Genomic DNA, 14,348 nt, shown 5'->3' on the forward strand with positions numbered 1-14,348 from the left:
GCAATACGATCAGCCTCCTGATATCCTTTTTTTTCGTAAACGTTTACAAGTTCATCTTAAAAGGATTCATGATGATTGAACACGCAATTCCTTGTACTAAAAGGTGGAATATTTTGTCTACTCTGCACAAAATAGAGCTTCTGCCCTAATTGCAAGCAGAAGCCCTATCGTTTTTTATTTGCTAATTTCCGTCTATTAGGTTCCTAAAGACGATTGCTTGCCTGCTCCAACCATATATCTTTGAAGTCGATCCATCCAAGCGAGTTTACCCCTACTCCCTTAATATTTGGATTATAGTAGGTATTGAGCTTCTTGTGCAGCAGAAAAACCACCATGCTCTCTTGCTTCAGCTTGGCTTCTATGGTCAGCAAATGCTTCCAAAGGTTTGCATATTCCTTGCTGGCTAAGGCGTCATCGATCGTATCTTTCACCCAGCCGCGGATTTCCGGGTCCAAATGAACTCTTAAGAAATTACCGGTCTGCTCATAAAGCTCGATTAAGCATACCTCGTCCTCCGCGAAAACGACACAGTACAAGAGACAGTCTGCATTGCCCAGAACATGAGGCTCGCGAATGGATTCCCATGTTTCCACCTGTACGGTAATATTTACGCCATACGCGGCCAAATGCCGTTCAAGCCATAAAGCATCCTGCACATGTATGCCATAGGTGCATATGCGAATTGCCGTCCCATCATAGCCTGATTGTCGAATCAGCTCGGTAGCAAGCTCGATATTCCCGCGATCCTCCCAACTGGCTGCTAAGTCATTCGGATGAAACCCTCGTGCAGGGTAGATCCGGTCCTCTCCAAGCTCCCGAATCATTCGTGACCGGTCGATGAGAAGGTCAATTCCTTGACGGAATTTTGCTGATTGATGGATGCCCTGCTTGCCTAAATTCCAAGTTAATAGGCTGCACCCGTTGCATACGGATTCGATTTTTTGCCAGCCGTGCTTCGGTTCTATTTCCCTAAGATCATGATCGACCAGCAATTGCTCCCAGCTCTTCGAATATTCAAACGTATTCTCCGGCATAATGACGATGACAACGCCGTCAAGATGAGCGCGGCCGCCAAAATACTGTGCGTTAGCAGCCATTGTAAATCGGTCTTCAGTCCTTTCCATAAACGTAAATGGTCCTGTTCCTACCGGATGCTCCCAGAAATGTTCATCCTGCTCGACTAATTCATGGGGGACGATGGACATTCCAGGCGAACAAAGAAACCGCGGGAACAACCAATTGGGTTTTTCCAGCGTTATTTTGACCGTTCGTTTGTTTTTGATGTCTATTCGGGTAACGGACCGGACGAACCACCCGGAAGCGCTGCTTCCTTGAAGACGGTTGAGCGAATAGGCTACGTCATCTGCGGTTAATTCCCTGCCGTGGTGGAAGAATACCCCTTTGCGAAGATGAAACGTCCATTCCGTGCCGTCCGAGTTCGACTCCCAAGCATGAGCGAGTGCGGGAACGATTTGGCCAGTCGCACGGTCGAACCGAACCAAGCAATCAAACAGCTGCTTAACCATATGCGCGCTGAAGGAATAGTAAAGCTCCTTCGGGTCCAGCGTCAGAATGGGCCTATAGACGGGCAATCGCAATATATCCGCATCTTGCTCATCAATCTTCTCGGTGCGGTAACCGAAATGACCATTCAACCAATCCGCGAACTGGCTCCTCACCGAGGTTCCTTCCCCAAACTGATCAATCAGCTCAAAGGCGAGCTTATATTCCCCTCGTTGCGCAGTCAATTGAGCGAGTTGATACAGCAGCTTTTCCCTAGGCTGGAGAAAGGTTATTTGCGAGCGGTTGCCGCGGCCACGCCCTCCGATCCATGAGATAAAACCTTCATCTTCGAGTTTTTTGAGAATGAGCTTTACGTTCCGCTCCGTGCAGTGCAGCGTACCCGAGAGCTCTTCCAGCGTTATCGGAACGGGATTCCCGGCTCCCTCTGCATTCGCGTGCTTCATATATAAAAGCAGATATCGTTCATGGGTCAACAACTTGGCGCCCTCCTTGCCTAACGTCGCTTTCAAATAAAAGGGGAAATATCTGAAACAGATTATACTCTTTTTATCCCCTTTTCGCGACTGCATAATTAACGTACAACAAACAGACGGCTTGAGGAGGAAACGGAATGTTACCACATGACTATATCGCGGAGAAACGTTGGAACGAGCAAGAACGGGAATGGGAGCTTCGGGTAAATCGAGGCGAGTTTCTGGAAGGAATGCCAGCAAATCGTTCATTATTAAGAAGATGGCTCCCGAAGCTAGCCTTTTCCATGGCACAGGCGAAAGCCCATAAACGTAAAAAAAACGTTCCGAATCAGTAAGGCAACAGCTTCGATTGAAACGGAACCCAACTAAAAAAGACTAATCTCCATTAAGGAGATTAGCCTTGTGCTGCCTGTTAGTCATCAAGCAAGGATTTGACGAAACGGAGCGCGAATAGAATGATATTCACTAGATCCAGATAGATGTTGACGACCATTAACGGAATATCGCGCTCATCGAACCCTTCCTTCGACATTCTGCTGAAATCGTATAAGGTATACCCAATAAAGATTAGCAGGCCAAAGCCCGCGTACACCGTCTCCATTACGCCAACGAACGGAACGAAAAATTGGATAAGCCCTAGTACAATTAATCCAATTAACGATGCGAACAGAAACCCGCCAAGGAACCGGAAATCCTCCTTCGAGTAGGTCGCATAAATAGCCAACCCGGCATATACGAGTATGGCTACCCCAACGGTCTCCAACACGACTGCGGTTCCGATTGTCGCTATGTAATAACTAATTGCGAACTGAAGCGTCGCTCCGGATACAGCCATAAACGCATACATTAATGAATAACCGATCGCTTTGGACTTTCTTAAAAACATAATGCCGACAATGAGAGCAAGCTCCAAAATAAACAAAGGAATTCTCGCAACAGGCGGCAGCAGCGTTCCTAGCAGCATTCCGCCGATAGATACAAGCAAAGCAAAGAAAAACGTTAACATCAGTTTTTGCATCGGCTTTCCGTAACCGCTTGATTGACTGTAGCTCATTTTCTCTTTCTCCTCGTAATGATATGATTTTGACCCCATAATACCATGAATAACCGTGATTAAAAAGAGAATTCAAATGATGATGCCAATAATAGTAAAAAACCTTCATTCTTTTGACTAGAAAAGAAATGAAGGCGGTTGGCAAATGGGCCTGTTATATGGTTTATGTGTTTAGAATGAGCTTAAGACCTTCTATTTTCAACTGGTCCATACGGGAAACCCAATCCTTTATCGTCTCGTAAGTATGGTCGGACAGCCCGAACAGTTTCTTTAAATCCTCCGTCAACTTCTTTTCATCATCATTGTAATCGCCGTCGGCGTAGATGAGCAGTAGGATTTCAGCGAAAAAGATATTTTTCAAATGCTCGTCATTCAGGCTGCCGACAATATCTGCCAGCTGCTTGCCAGCTGTAAATTGGATTTCCGAGGACTGAATATCCATTTCGTTCATATAGGATTGCAAATAATTTTGTTCCTTCTTATGTACGTACCCGTCAGCATTCGCGACGACATGGGCTAGCTCCAGAAAAGCAATTTTATGTTCTTTGGACTGTATGAAATTCAAAAACAATAGGTCCACTCCCTTTAATATTTAAATTGATAGTTAACGTATTCGACACGGTTTGAGCATTTCCTACAAGCTTCCGTTTTCTTTTATCGCATGCTGCTGTTTAAGTCGGCTGTCTATCTGTTTAATTTTATATGAAAAGGAGCGTGACCACAAATGAGAAGCAAGTCACAATCGGTACAATTTATAAAATGCCTTTACAGTCGTTTCCGGGAGGATGACGTTCCTGCACTTGGAGCGCAACTAACGTATTACTTGATTCTATCGTTTTTCCCATTCTTAATTTTCATGGTCAGCTTGCTTGGCTTTATCGAGCTCTCCGGCGATAGCGTGATCGCAGAATTTATTCGGGTGCTTCCTACGGAAGCAAGCGATACGCTCAGCGGAATTCTCTCCGAGGTGGTTGACAACGGCAGCGGCACTCTGCTTTCCTTCGGAATGATCGCTACCATATGGTCTGCTTCCAACGGCATCAACGCTATTGTGAAGGGGCTTAACAAAGCTTATGACGTGGAGGAGCAGCGCCCTTTCTGGAAGGTGCGCGGAATTTCCGTGCTTGCGACCGTCTTTCTCGTCGTTGTCATTATATTGGTTATGGTGATGCTCATATTCGGACAAGCGATCGGTCAGTATTTATTTGAATGGCTTAGTTATCCGATCGGCTTCGAGTGGATATGGGGCATTATGAAGTATCTCATTCCGATTGCAGCAATGGCATGCGCCTTCACGCTGTTGTATTGGATCGTGCCAAGCCGAAGGTTAAACCTTAAAGAGGTGATTCCGGGTGCGTTGTTTGCAACCTTTGGTTGGATTATCACTTCGGTCGCTTTCCAATTTTACATCAACAATTTTTCTAATTATTCGAAAACCTACGGAAGCCTCGGAGGAATGATCATTCTATTAGTTTGGCTTTATATCAGCTCGATTCTCATTATGCTTGGCGGTGAGATCAACGCGACGCTCGCTTCGGCTAGAAGCAAGCTGCCGCAATCCGGAACACCAAGGCATAGCTTTCGGCTGCCTGTCGGCAAAAGCAAAAACATAAACCTTACCTAATCTATGGCTTGCTTGATGGAACCTCGATCAATATTGGCTTGCCAGTTACGCATGAACGAATATGGGCATATGCTGATGTATCTGAATGCGAGGAGAAATTAAACATGTATCCTTACCAGCAGGAATGGATGGCCTGGACATATCCCCATCCCTATACGAATGTTTATCCCGTATGTGCCCGCTATGCCCCGAGACCGAGTGAACAGCCGCTCACTTTCGTTTTGATCCACGGAGCATGGGCAGATACGAGCTTCTGGGATGGAATAGCCGCCGAGCTTCGCAAAATGGGGCATACCGTCTTCGTGCCGGAATATCCGGGTCATGGAGCCGATACGAACAAAAATGTGACACATGCCATGCTTACCCAATCGATCGTAGACGACATCGTCGCGCGAGACCTGCATGATATCGTGCTGGTTGGCCATAGCTTTGGCGGTACGCTCGTGCAGACGGTAGCCCAGCAAATACCAGACCGACTGAAACGGCTAGTTTTCTGGAATGCCTTCGTACTTAATGACGGTGAAATGGTTGCCGATGAATTCCCGCCGGCATATTTGGCCTTATTCAAACAGCTGAGAGAAAGCACGACTGACGATACGATTATGCTGCCATTTCCGATATTTCGCGATACTTTCGTTAATTTAGCTAGCTTAGGCATGGCCGAATATATCTACAATCAGATCAGCCCGGAACCCGCCAAACCAAATTACGAAAAGCTGGATCTCAAAAAATTTTACAGCCTTGCCGTTCCGAAAAGCTATATTTATTTGACGGAGGATAACGTATTGCCTCAGTTTAATAGCGAATACGGCTGGCATCCCCATATGTCGAACCGATTAGGCGTATTCCGCTATATAGAAGGAACTGGCGACCATATGACGACGGCAATAACCAACCCGGCCATGCTTGCCCAAAAAATCTACGAGGCTGGAAGAGATTAATTAGCCCTTTAAAAAAAGGCTCAGGCTGCAGCCATGTTCCATGGCTGCGGCCTGAGCCTTGCTTTGTATTCGTTGAGCGATAGGGTTAAGGAACATATTGCTGGACAATGCGCGTAATTTCACCGTTCTGAACGGTCAAATGATAAGGGAAGCTTTTAATATCTAGCTCATCCTCCGTGCTCAGCAGGCTAACAAACGTTTCGATTGAAACGGGCTCATTCCAAACGATATCCGCTTCGGCTGCGTTGCCAGTACGGTTGTAAATTTGCATCAGTACTTCGGCATCCACCGCAATGGGAAGGTCGTGCAGGCTGCTCTCGTCATTAATAATATAATAGCCGTCCGGGGGCCCATCCAGTTCGGAGTCCCCTTCTCGTTCAAGAAACGGCGCAATGGCTTCTTGGCCTTCGAACCAATCGATCCCGTCAATGGATAAAATATAGTGTCCATCTTTCTCTTGCACCTGCTCGATATATCCGCTTTCCATATCCGGCGATTGCTCTAGCGGTGTATATTCACGGCCTCCCGTCGGCGCAAAGCTAAAGGCCGTGAGACAAGCTATCGCGACAACTGCGATCATTCCAAATTTTTTCATAGCGCTGACGCTCCTTTTGGGTATGGTTTATATTTATATTCAGCTTACTTATACAATATAACGAAAACGGGGTCCAATAAGTTACAGAAAGGATACAAATTAATTGCAAGAAGAAACGGCTTCACCGTCATCTACAGTAGGATGGTATCGGTTTCTCGTAGAAATAGAAGAATACTTTATCGCGAGAAACGTATAAGGTCTTATATTTAAAAAAAAAGAAAAACCTGCGGCTATCGCAGGCTGTTGATTAGATGAAGAACATATCCATAAACCGCGGGACCGAGGTTTCCTCAAGTCCGGCTTGATTCTGGCACAGCTCCATAATCAGCCCTGTCTGTTTAACAGGAAAACGGCTTTTTAGGTTAGCTTCGAATTTGTGCAAAAGCAGGGGAATCCCTTCGCTCCTTCTTCTTCTATGACCGACAGGATAGGCGATTGCTATACGGTCCGATGACGTGCCGTCTAGGTAAACCAGCTGCACGGCATTGGCGATTGAACGTTTATTCTCATCCAAATAATCAGCCGAGTACAACGGGTCCTCTTTTACAATCATTTTTTGGCGAAGCTGGTCAATCCGCGGGTCTGCAGCTGCAAGGTCTTCGTAATGGTCAGCGGTCAAGCCTCCATAAAGCAGGCCGATCGCAACCATGTATTGCAAGCAATGATCGCGATCGGCTGGATTGTGGAGCGGTCCTCGCTTATCGATGATCCGCAATGCGGATTCATGCGTCGTAAGCTTGATTTGATCCAGTTCATGAAATCGGAGAACGGCTTCCGGATGCAGGGCAATGGCCGCTTCAACCGCTGTTTGCCCATGGAATTCGGCAGGGAATGATAGTTTAAACAATATATTTTCCATCACATAGCTTTCGAACTTGCGTGCCAGCAGCAGCTCCCGTCCTTTGAACAGCGCATCGCTAAACCCCCACTCAGGCGTGGACAACACGGAAGGATATCCCATTTCACCGTTAAGAGCGAGCAATGCAAGCCTGACGGCACGGCTCGTTGCATCGCCGGCTGCCCATGATTTGCGCGTTCCCGTATTGGGGGAATGCCGATAAGTTCGAAGGGAATGCCCGTCAAGCCATGCATGCGAGACGGCATTGATAATCTCGGATCGCGACCCGCCAAGCATTGCAGTGACGACGGCGGTTGAGGCGATCTTTACGAGAATAACATGGTCTAAGCCAACGCGGTTGAAGCTATGGTTCAGCGCAAGCACGCCTTGAATCTCGTGTGCTTTGATCATAGCCGTCAATACATCGCGCATCGTTAACGGTAATTTGCCCTCCGATAGGTTTCTCCTGCTTACGTAGTCCGCAGCGGCAAGAATGCCTCCAAGATTATCCGAAGGATGCCCCCATTCCGCGGCAAGCCAGGTATCATTGTAGTCCAGCCAGCGGTTGATACAACCGATATTAAAAGCCGCGGTCACGGGATCGAGCATATACGAGGTGCCCGGAACACGGGCACCGTGCGGTACGACCGTACCGGGAACGACAGGTCCGAGCAGCTTTGTACATTCCGGGTACCGAAGGGCTAGCAAGCCGCAGCCAAGCGTATCCATGAGGCAGTAGCGAGCCGTCTCGTAAGCTTCATCGCTTTCTATCTTGTACTCGGAAGCATATGAAGCAATGTCCACTAAAAGCTGATCCGGCTCTGGCTTAGCGTTGAAGACCGGCGATGACATCGTAGCATCAGCCTCCCTTTCTTCACGATCGATGATCGATAGGCAGCCATGAAGCTGTCTCCGGACCTATATAATCGGCATTTGGGCGAATAAGGCGGTTATGGCTGCGCTGTTCAATGAGATGAGCCATCCAGCCGCTAATCCGTGAAATGACGAATATAGGCGTAAACAGAGCGGTAGGGATGCCCATTAACCGATAAGCGGATGCGCTGTAAAAGTCCAGATTAGGGAAAAGCTGCTTCTCCTTGCGCATAATTTGCTCGATTCGCTCAGACACATCATATAGAACCCAGTCCTGCGCATCATCGGATAGCTTTTTGGACCAGCTCTTGATGATGTCCGACCTGGGATCACGGACTGAATAAACACGATGTCCGAAGCCCATAATTAATTGCTTCGCTTGCAGCATATGCCTGACTGCGGCTTCGGCTTTGGCCGGATTCGGGAAAGCTTCAATAAGCACCATGGCAGCCTCATTGGCTCCTCCATGCAGGTTTCCCCTTAGCGTGCCGATTCCGGTGGTAACCGCCGAGTAAGCATCGGACAAGGTCGAAGCCGTCACTCTTGCGGCAAAGGTTGAGGCATTGAACTCATGCTCTGCATAAAGCGTCAGCGATACGTCAAGCGCCCTTTCGTGCAGCTTGCTCGGAGAATGGCCGTGCAGCAGCTGCAGAAAGTGTCCGGCGATGCTGTCTTCGTCCGTCTCGGTATCGACACGGATTCCCGCGGATTGGAAATGATGCCAGTATAGGAGCATGGAAGCGGAGCAGGCAAGCAGCCGATCGGTCAAGGCATGGTGATCGGTTGCCGAATCCTCGGGTTCAAACGTACCAAGCGCCGAGACGCCTGTGCGCAGCACATCCATCGGATGTGCTGCAGCGGGCAGCCGCTCCAGAATATGAAGCAGTCCTGTCGGAAGCTTGCGCAGCTTTCGGAGCTTGATCTTGTATGCCTGCAGTTCCGGCAGAGTCGGAAGCTTCCCGTAGTTGAGCAAATATGCCGTTTCCTCAAACACGGCGTTCGCAGCGAGATCTTCGATCGAATAACCCCGATAAGTAAGCCCAATCCCTGCTTTTCCAACCGTCGAAATGGAGGTTTGCCCGGCAACTACGTCGGCGAGCCCGCCACTTTTTTTAACCGTCATCGCTGCTTCCCCCCTTATTGAAGCCGTATAGCTGATCCAGTTTCTTCTCATAGTCGTAGTAGTTGAGGTATTCGTATAGGTCGGTTCTTGTCTGCATGCGGTCGATTACGTTCCTTTGGGTCCCTTCGCTTCTTATTGCCTGATACACGCTCAGTGCCGCTGCGTTCATCGCTCGAAATGCGGACAACGGATAAAGCGCCAAGCCAACCCCGGCATTGCCAAGCTCCTCTACCGTGAATAAAGGCGTCTGTCCGAACTCTGTCATGTTGGCAAGGATGGGAACTTGAACCGCCTTCGCAAATGTTGCGTAATCATCAAGAGTAGTGACCGCCTCCGGGAAGACCATATCCGCTCCAGCCTCCACGCAGGCACAGGCACGTTCAATCGCAGCTTGCAAACCTTCGACTGCGATTGCATCCGTCCTCGCCATAATGACAAATGACGCATCCACTCTGGCATCCAAGGCGGCTTTGATCCGGTCGACCATTTCCTCCTGCCTTACGATCGTTTTGCCTGGGCGGTGACCGCATCGTTTGGCTGATATTTGGTCTTCGATATGAATGCCAGCCGCGCCGGCTCGAATCATTTCCTTCATCATTCGTGCGATTTGGAAAGCTCCGCCAAAGCCCGTATCGGCATCAACGAGCAACGGAAGCTCCGTTACGCTCGTTATTCGCCTCGTCTCCTCCAAACAATCCGAAAGCGTAGTCATGCCGAGGTCCGGAAGCCCGAATGAAGCGTTGGCTACGCCTGCGCCTGATAAATACAATGATCGGAATCCGACTCGTTCAGCCATTATCGCGGAATAAGCATGTATAGCACCGGCAACCTGAAGCGGCATTTCCGCCTGAATGGCTTCACGCAGCCGCTGGCCTGGAGCAGCAGACATCTCACCACCGCCTTTCAACGGAGATACATTATTTCAACAATTGGCCGCTAATGACGATTCTATGGATTTCATTTGTCCCTTCATATATTTGCGTAGCTTTTGCGTCGCGAAACATGCGTTCAATCCCGGATCCCACCAAGCAGCCATCCATATCAAAGACCGCCATCGCCACATTTGTAACCTTGACTGCGGTGTCGGATGCATACATTTTGGCGGCGGAAGCCTCCTTCGTGCAGGGCAGTTCTTGTTGACGCAAATATGCAGCCCGGTATACGAGCATTCTTGCAGCTTCGACTTGGACGGACAGTTCAGCCAATATAGCTTTGTTATTGCGAAGCAATGGAGAGGTTCTCCCAAGCTGCTTGTGTCCTTCGTTCATTCGTTCATTTGCAAGTTGAAGTGCTGCCTCAGCGATGCCTAGCGCCTGCGCCGCAATACCGATTCTTCCGCCGTCAAGCGCTCCGAGCGCAATCGCGAATCCATTCCCTTCCCTGCCAAGTCGCTGAGCAACCGGAAGCCGTACCTGATCAAACAGGATCTCGCAGGTATTGGAACCATGAAGCCCGAGCTTTCTCTCTTTCCTTCCGATTGCAAAGCCGGCCGTGCCCTGCTCTACGATAAATGCACTGATTCCATAAGAGCCTCTCGCGGCGTCCGTTATTGCAAAGGTCACATACGTGTTGGCGGCGCCGGCGTTTGTTATAAAAAGCTTACTGCCATTCAGCACATAATGGTCGCCTGCCAAATCGGCTGAAGTACGGATAGCGGCTGCGTCCGAACCAGCCTGCGGCTCCGTCAAAGCGAATGCGCCTATGGTTTTTCCGGCTGCAAGGGAAGGCACGAATTTGGCGATTTGCTCGTCGTTTCCATATTTTAAAATAGGAAGGGTTCCTACCGAGGTATGAACGGATAAGATGACGCCGACAGCCGCACTCACTTTGGATATCTCATGGATAGCTATAATATAGGAAATAAAATCGAGTCCGGCGCCGTTCCATTTTTCCGGAATAGGAATGCCCATCCATCCTTTATGCGCCATTTTTGCTAACAGCGAGGACGGGAATTGATCGGTTTCTTCCATTTCATGAACGACCGGTGCGATTTCTTGCTCCGCAAACTGCCTGACAGCTTCTTGCAGGTCTGCTTGTTCCTTCGTAAAACGGAGCTCCATCGCTATGCACCCTCTCCGATGCAGCTATTGTAAGCCTATGGATACACATAAAAGCCGCGTCCTGTCTTTCGTCCAAGCCAGCCCGCTTTTACGTACTGGCTAAGCAGGGGGCACGGTCTATATTTGGAGTCGCCAAATCCGTTGTGGAGCGTCTCCATAATCGCCAGGCAAGTATCCAATCCGATGAAATCGGCCAGCGCAATCGGTCCCATCGGATGCTTCATGCCAAGCCTCATGACCTCATCGACCGCTTCTGGGGAGGCTACCCCCTCATAAACGGTAAAAATGGCCTCATTAATCATCAGCATGAGAATGCGGTTGGATACGAAGCCGGGAAAGTCTCGGACTTCGACCGGCGTTTTGCCGATAGCCAGCGAGAGCTGCCTAATTTGATCATAAGTGTCATCGGAGGTTTCCAATCCGCGGATAATTTCAACGAGCGGCATCACAGGTACCGGGTTCATGAAGTGCATGCCGATGACGAGTGATGGTCTGCCGGTCGCGGATGCCAGCTCTGTAATGGAGAGAGAAGATGTATTCGTTGCCAATATGGTATGAGGCAAGCACACCCGGCCAAGCTCGGCGAGTATTTCCTTTTTGACTTCCATTTTCTCGGGCGCTGCTTCAATGACAAGATCCGCAGCTTGCGCATCGGCAAGCGCTGTGGAGGTCGTGATTCGGGATAAAAGCAGGCTGCGCTGCTCATCCTCCAACTTTCCTTTGGCGATGAGCAGGTTTAGCGAGTCGCCAATCCTGTTCAGGCCAAGCGCAACGGCATTCGGATTCAGATCGAATAGCACGACAGTGATGCCGCTTCTGGCAAGCGTCTGCGCGATGCCGCTGCCCATCTGGCCAGCACCCATTACCGCCGCCGTCTGAATGCCCATACTTGATCTCCTCCCTTCGCATCACTCGCGAACCTCGACGAGAATCGCGTCACCCTGCGCGCCTCCGCTGCAGATGGCTGCTACGCCGAGTCCGCCTCCCCTTCGTCGCAGCTGGTGTATCAGGGTGAGCACAATCCTTGCCCCGCTTGCACCGATGGGATGACCAAGCGCGATGGCTCCGCCGGCAACATTGACTTTGCCGTCATTCCATCCGAGAATATCTCCGCAGACGAGCGGAACCGCCGCGAAGGCTTCGTTCACTTCGAACAAATCAATATCCTCCAATGAAAGGCCCTGCTTGTGCAGCAGCTTCTGTATGGCGAGTGCAGGTGCTGCCGCCAAGTTGGGGGCCCTCGTTCCGATAGCGGCATGTGCCGCTATTCGCGCTAGCGGTTTGCAGCCCTTCCGGGCAGCCGCTTCCGCAGACATCAACACGAAAGACGCTGCTCCGTCATTCACGCCTGGGGCATTGCCAGCCGTAATCGTTCCGTTACAGCCTGCTATCGATTGAAGCATGGCCAGCTTGCTACCACTCGTGTCACGGCGGGGGCATTCATCTTGATCGATCATAACGCTCCCAAGCGTACCGAATGCTTCGATTTCCTCGGCTAACAATCCGGCGTCCATGGCCGAGCATGCTCTGGCGTGGCTTCTTAAAGCCCATTCGTCCTGCTCGTTTCTGCTTATGCCATATTCGGCAGCTGCTTGATTGCCGTGAACCGCCATCAGAACGTCATGGAAAGGGCAGAGCAGCCCGTCATGAATCAACAAATCCGTCAGCTCCGCATGCCCGAGCTTACTCCCCCATCTGGCCGTTCGCGCAGCGAGCGGAGTCTGGCTCATGCTCTCCATTCCTCCGGCAATCATCACCTCCGCATCGCCCGCGCGAATCATCTGCTCAGCGAGCGTAATTGCGCGCATGCCAGAAGCGCATACCTTATTGATGGTTTCCGCATGGACGCTCCAACCCAGTCCCGCACGAATCGCGGCTTGGCGCGCTGGATTTTGCCCATTCCCGGCTTGAAGCACCATGCCCATTATGATGCCGTCAACCTCACCTGGTGCCATTCCGCATTGCTGCATGGCGCCGTTGATAGCTGCTGCGCCTAGCTGGACACCGTCCACATTTTTGAATGCTCCGCCTAGCTTTCCGAATGGCGTTCGTTTCCCGCCGACGATAACCGCATGGGGCATGCTCAATCACTCCTTATGCCATTACGATGTGTGAGAAGCCGTCCATGTCCATTCCGCCGGTCCCCAGCTTGGATGCCAAGCATTTCGCATCCCGCAAAAAACGTTCCATGCGGAACTCCTGCATGTAGCCGTATCCGCCGAATATTTGTATGGCTTCGATGGCAGCCTCTACCGCACAGTCAGCCGAATATTTCCGTGCTATTGCCGCTTCCCTGCTGCAGCTAAGGCCTTCGTCTCTCCGCCATGCGGCTTGATGGACAAGCAGCCTGGCAGCTTCAATTCGCGTCCATATATTAGCGAGCTTGAAGGAGATGCCTTGATGCTTTCCGATGAGTATTCCGAATTGCTTGCGCTGCTTGGCATAGGCTGCCGCGGCTTCGTATGCGCCTTGCGCCATGCCGACCGCTTGCGCTGCCGCGCTAATATGCGCCAGCTGCGAGAGGGATGTGAGGAGTTCGGCCATATCTTCCGATTTGAGAGGCAAGCTTGCTTCCGCTGCCGAGCAATGCTCAAACCGTACGGAATTAAACATGAGCGATCGGAGCCCTATTTTTTGAATATTCTCACCGACGAATAAGCCATGCGAATTCCGCTCGACAATAAAAGCAAGCGATTCGTCCTTGCGCTTCTGCCTGCGCGATTGAGCGAAAACAAGCAAGAGGTCTGCGACGCCTGCCTGCAAAACCGTGCCGTGGCGCCCGTTAAGCACCCTTCTGTTCCTGCTTCCGCTGTATGCAAGGGTGTAATCATTTATCGCGCCCGGCCGTTTCACGCTGGGCAAAGCGCAGCCGCCGAGCAGCTCTCCGCTGGCAAGCCTGCTCAAGTAAACGTCCTTCAAGCTTTCATTGCCGAATGCATAGATCGGCCATGCCGCAAATAACGTATGTGAAGCCAGCGCTGCAGCGGTAGATACGCATACCCGGGAAACTTCCTCAATCGCTATCGCAAACGTCAACCAATCTCCGCCGGCACCTCCATATTCCTCACTGATCGGGATAGCTGCCAAGCCTAGACTAGCCATTTGTTCAAACAGCTTGCGATCGAACCGTTCATGTTCGTCTCTGTCCGAGGCATGCGGCGCAAGCTCGCTCTCTGCAAACTCACGAACGAACGCCCTAGTCATGTCTTGCTCCGTGCTTAACGAAAACTGCATCGCCCTCCC

Annotated in this window: 14 protein-coding genes; 3 read left to right on the plus strand and 11 right to left on the minus strand. The window is 50.4% G+C overall.

Annotation, left to right across the window (positions count from 1 at the left end; genetic code table 11):
• Positions 1-203: 203 nt before the first annotated feature.
• Positions 204-2,000, minus strand: a complete 1,797-nt coding sequence (locus tag AC0YN3_RS04220) for an ABC transporter substrate-binding protein (protein WP_475773838.1) — start codon at positions 1,998-2,000, stop codon at positions 204-206.
• 134 nt (positions 2,001-2,134) lie between these two features.
• Between AC0YN3_RS04220 and AC0YN3_RS04225 the strand changes: the two genes are divergently transcribed.
• Positions 2,135-2,332 (plus strand): hypothetical protein, encoded by a 198-nt coding sequence (locus AC0YN3_RS04225; protein WP_475773839.1) that lies wholly within the window; start codon positions 2,135-2,137, stop codon positions 2,330-2,332.
• Between the two features lie 77 nt (positions 2,333-2,409).
• Here the strand turns inward: AC0YN3_RS04225 and AC0YN3_RS04230 are convergent, their stop codons facing one another.
• Both AC0YN3_RS04230 and AC0YN3_RS04235 read right to left on the minus strand, forming a co-directional pair.
• On the minus strand, positions 2,410-3,051 hold the full coding sequence (locus AC0YN3_RS04230; RefSeq protein WP_475773840.1) for a Bax inhibitor-1/YccA family protein: 642 nt from the start codon (positions 3,049-3,051) through the stop codon (positions 2,410-2,412).
• Between the two features lie 163 nt (positions 3,052-3,214).
• On the minus strand, positions 3,215-3,622 hold the full coding sequence (locus tag AC0YN3_RS04235; RefSeq protein WP_475773841.1) for a tellurite resistance TerB family protein: 408 nt from the start codon (positions 3,620-3,622) through the stop codon (positions 3,215-3,217).
• Positions 3,623-3,775: 153 nt separating this feature from the next.
• Between AC0YN3_RS04235 and AC0YN3_RS04240 the strand changes: the two genes are divergently transcribed.
• Both AC0YN3_RS04240 and AC0YN3_RS04245 read left to right on the plus strand, forming a co-directional pair.
• Positions 3,776-4,675, plus strand: a complete 900-nt coding sequence (locus AC0YN3_RS04240; RefSeq protein ID WP_475773842.1) for a YihY/virulence factor BrkB family protein — start codon at positions 3,776-3,778, stop codon at positions 4,673-4,675.
• A 104-nt stretch (positions 4,676-4,779) separates the two neighbouring features.
• Positions 4,780-5,616, plus strand: coding sequence for an alpha/beta fold hydrolase (locus AC0YN3_RS04245; protein ID WP_475773843.1), 837 nt, complete (start codon positions 4,780-4,782; stop codon positions 5,614-5,616).
• 85 nt (positions 5,617-5,701) lie between these two features.
• On the opposite strand, the gene AC0YN3_RS04250 is transcribed toward AC0YN3_RS04245, so the two are convergent.
• The 8 genes from AC0YN3_RS04250 to AC0YN3_RS04285 form a co-directional block, all read right to left on the minus strand.
• The gene (locus AC0YN3_RS04250) at positions 5,702-6,211 is read right to left on the minus strand and encodes a hypothetical protein (protein WP_475773844.1); all 510 of its coding nucleotides are present in this window, start codon (positions 6,209-6,211) and stop codon (positions 5,702-5,704) included.
• A 247-nt stretch (positions 6,212-6,458) separates the two neighbouring features.
• On the minus strand, positions 6,459-7,901 hold the full coding sequence (locus AC0YN3_RS04255; protein ID WP_475773845.1) for a bifunctional 2-methylcitrate dehydratase/aconitate hydratase: 1,443 nt from the start codon (positions 7,899-7,901) through the stop codon (positions 6,459-6,461).
• A 22-nt stretch (positions 7,902-7,923) separates the two neighbouring features.
• The gene (prpC, locus tag AC0YN3_RS04260) at positions 7,924-9,045 is read right to left on the minus strand and encodes a bifunctional 2-methylcitrate synthase/citrate synthase (RefSeq protein ID WP_475773846.1); all 1,122 of its coding nucleotides are present in this window, start codon (positions 9,043-9,045) and stop codon (positions 7,924-7,926) included.
• A complete protein-coding gene (gene prpB / locus AC0YN3_RS04265) occupies positions 9,035-9,934 on the minus strand; it encodes a methylisocitrate lyase (protein WP_475773847.1) in 900 nt (299 codons plus the stop codon). The genes prpC and prpB overlap by 11 nt, the downstream gene beginning before the upstream one ends.
• A gap of 28 nt (positions 9,935-9,962) precedes the next feature.
• Entirely contained in the window at positions 9,963-11,105 is a 1,143-nt protein-coding gene (locus AC0YN3_RS04270) for an acyl-CoA dehydrogenase family protein (protein WP_475773848.1), read from the minus strand.
• A gap of 35 nt (positions 11,106-11,140) precedes the next feature.
• The gene (locus AC0YN3_RS04275; RefSeq protein ID WP_475773849.1) at positions 11,141-11,992 is read right to left on the minus strand and encodes a 3-hydroxybutyryl-CoA dehydrogenase; all 852 of its coding nucleotides are present in this window, start codon (positions 11,990-11,992) and stop codon (positions 11,141-11,143) included.
• 21 nt (positions 11,993-12,013) lie between these two features.
• The gene (locus tag AC0YN3_RS04280) at positions 12,014-13,186 is read right to left on the minus strand and encodes an acetyl-CoA C-acetyltransferase (RefSeq protein ID WP_475773850.1); all 1,173 of its coding nucleotides are present in this window, start codon (positions 13,184-13,186) and stop codon (positions 12,014-12,016) included.
• A gap of 13 nt (positions 13,187-13,199) precedes the next feature.
• Complete coding sequence (locus tag AC0YN3_RS04285; protein WP_475773851.1) at positions 13,200-14,339, minus strand: acyl-CoA dehydrogenase family protein; 1,140 nt, start codon at positions 14,337-14,339, stop codon at positions 13,200-13,202.
• Between the last annotated feature and the right edge of the window lie 9 nt (positions 14,340-14,348).

This window comes from Paenibacillus sp. J22R232, from assembly GCF_056269165.1.

What these genes read in the sequence shown, in the direction of transcription:
- AC0YN3_RS04255 (WP_475773845.1), bottom strand. Translation starts at nt 7,901, where the DNA reads ATGTCATCGCCGGTCTTCAACGCTAAGCCAGAGCCGGATCAGCTTTTA.
- AC0YN3_RS04270 (WP_475773848.1), bottom strand. Translation starts at nt 11,105, where the DNA reads ATGGAGCTCCGTTTTACGAAGGAACAAGCAGACCTGCAAGAAGCTGTC.
- AC0YN3_RS04240 (WP_475773842.1), top strand. Translation starts at nt 3,776, where the DNA reads ATGAGAAGCAAGTCACAATCGGTACAATTTATAAAATGCCTTTACAGT.
- AC0YN3_RS04275 (WP_475773849.1), bottom strand. Translation starts at nt 11,992, where the DNA reads ATGGGCATTCAGACGGCGGCGGTAATGGGTGCTGGCCAGATGGGCAGC.
- AC0YN3_RS04225 (WP_475773839.1), top strand. Translation starts at nt 2,135, where the DNA reads ATGTTACCACATGACTATATCGCGGAGAAACGTTGGAACGAGCAAGAA.
- AC0YN3_RS04280 (WP_475773850.1), bottom strand. Translation starts at nt 13,186, where the DNA reads ATGCCCCATGCGGTTATCGTCGGCGGGAAACGAACGCCATTCGGAAAG.
- prpC (WP_475773846.1), bottom strand. Translation starts at nt 9,045, where the DNA reads ATGACGGTTAAAAAAAGTGGCGGGCTCGCCGACGTAGTTGCCGGGCAA.
- AC0YN3_RS04230 (WP_475773840.1), bottom strand. Translation starts at nt 3,051, where the DNA reads ATGAGCTACAGTCAATCAAGCGGTTACGGAAAGCCGATGCAAAAACTG.
- AC0YN3_RS04250 (WP_475773844.1), bottom strand. Translation starts at nt 6,211, where the DNA reads ATGAAAAAATTTGGAATGATCGCAGTTGTCGCGATAGCTTGTCTCACG.
- prpB (WP_475773847.1), bottom strand. Translation starts at nt 9,934, where the DNA reads ATGTCTGCTGCTCCAGGCCAGCGGCTGCGTGAAGCCATTCAGGCGGAA.
- AC0YN3_RS04245 (WP_475773843.1), top strand. Translation starts at nt 4,780, where the DNA reads ATGTATCCTTACCAGCAGGAATGGATGGCCTGGACATATCCCCATCCC.
- AC0YN3_RS04285 (WP_475773851.1), bottom strand. Translation starts at nt 14,339, where the DNA reads ATGCAGTTTTCGTTAAGCACGGAGCAAGACATGACTAGGGCGTTCGTT.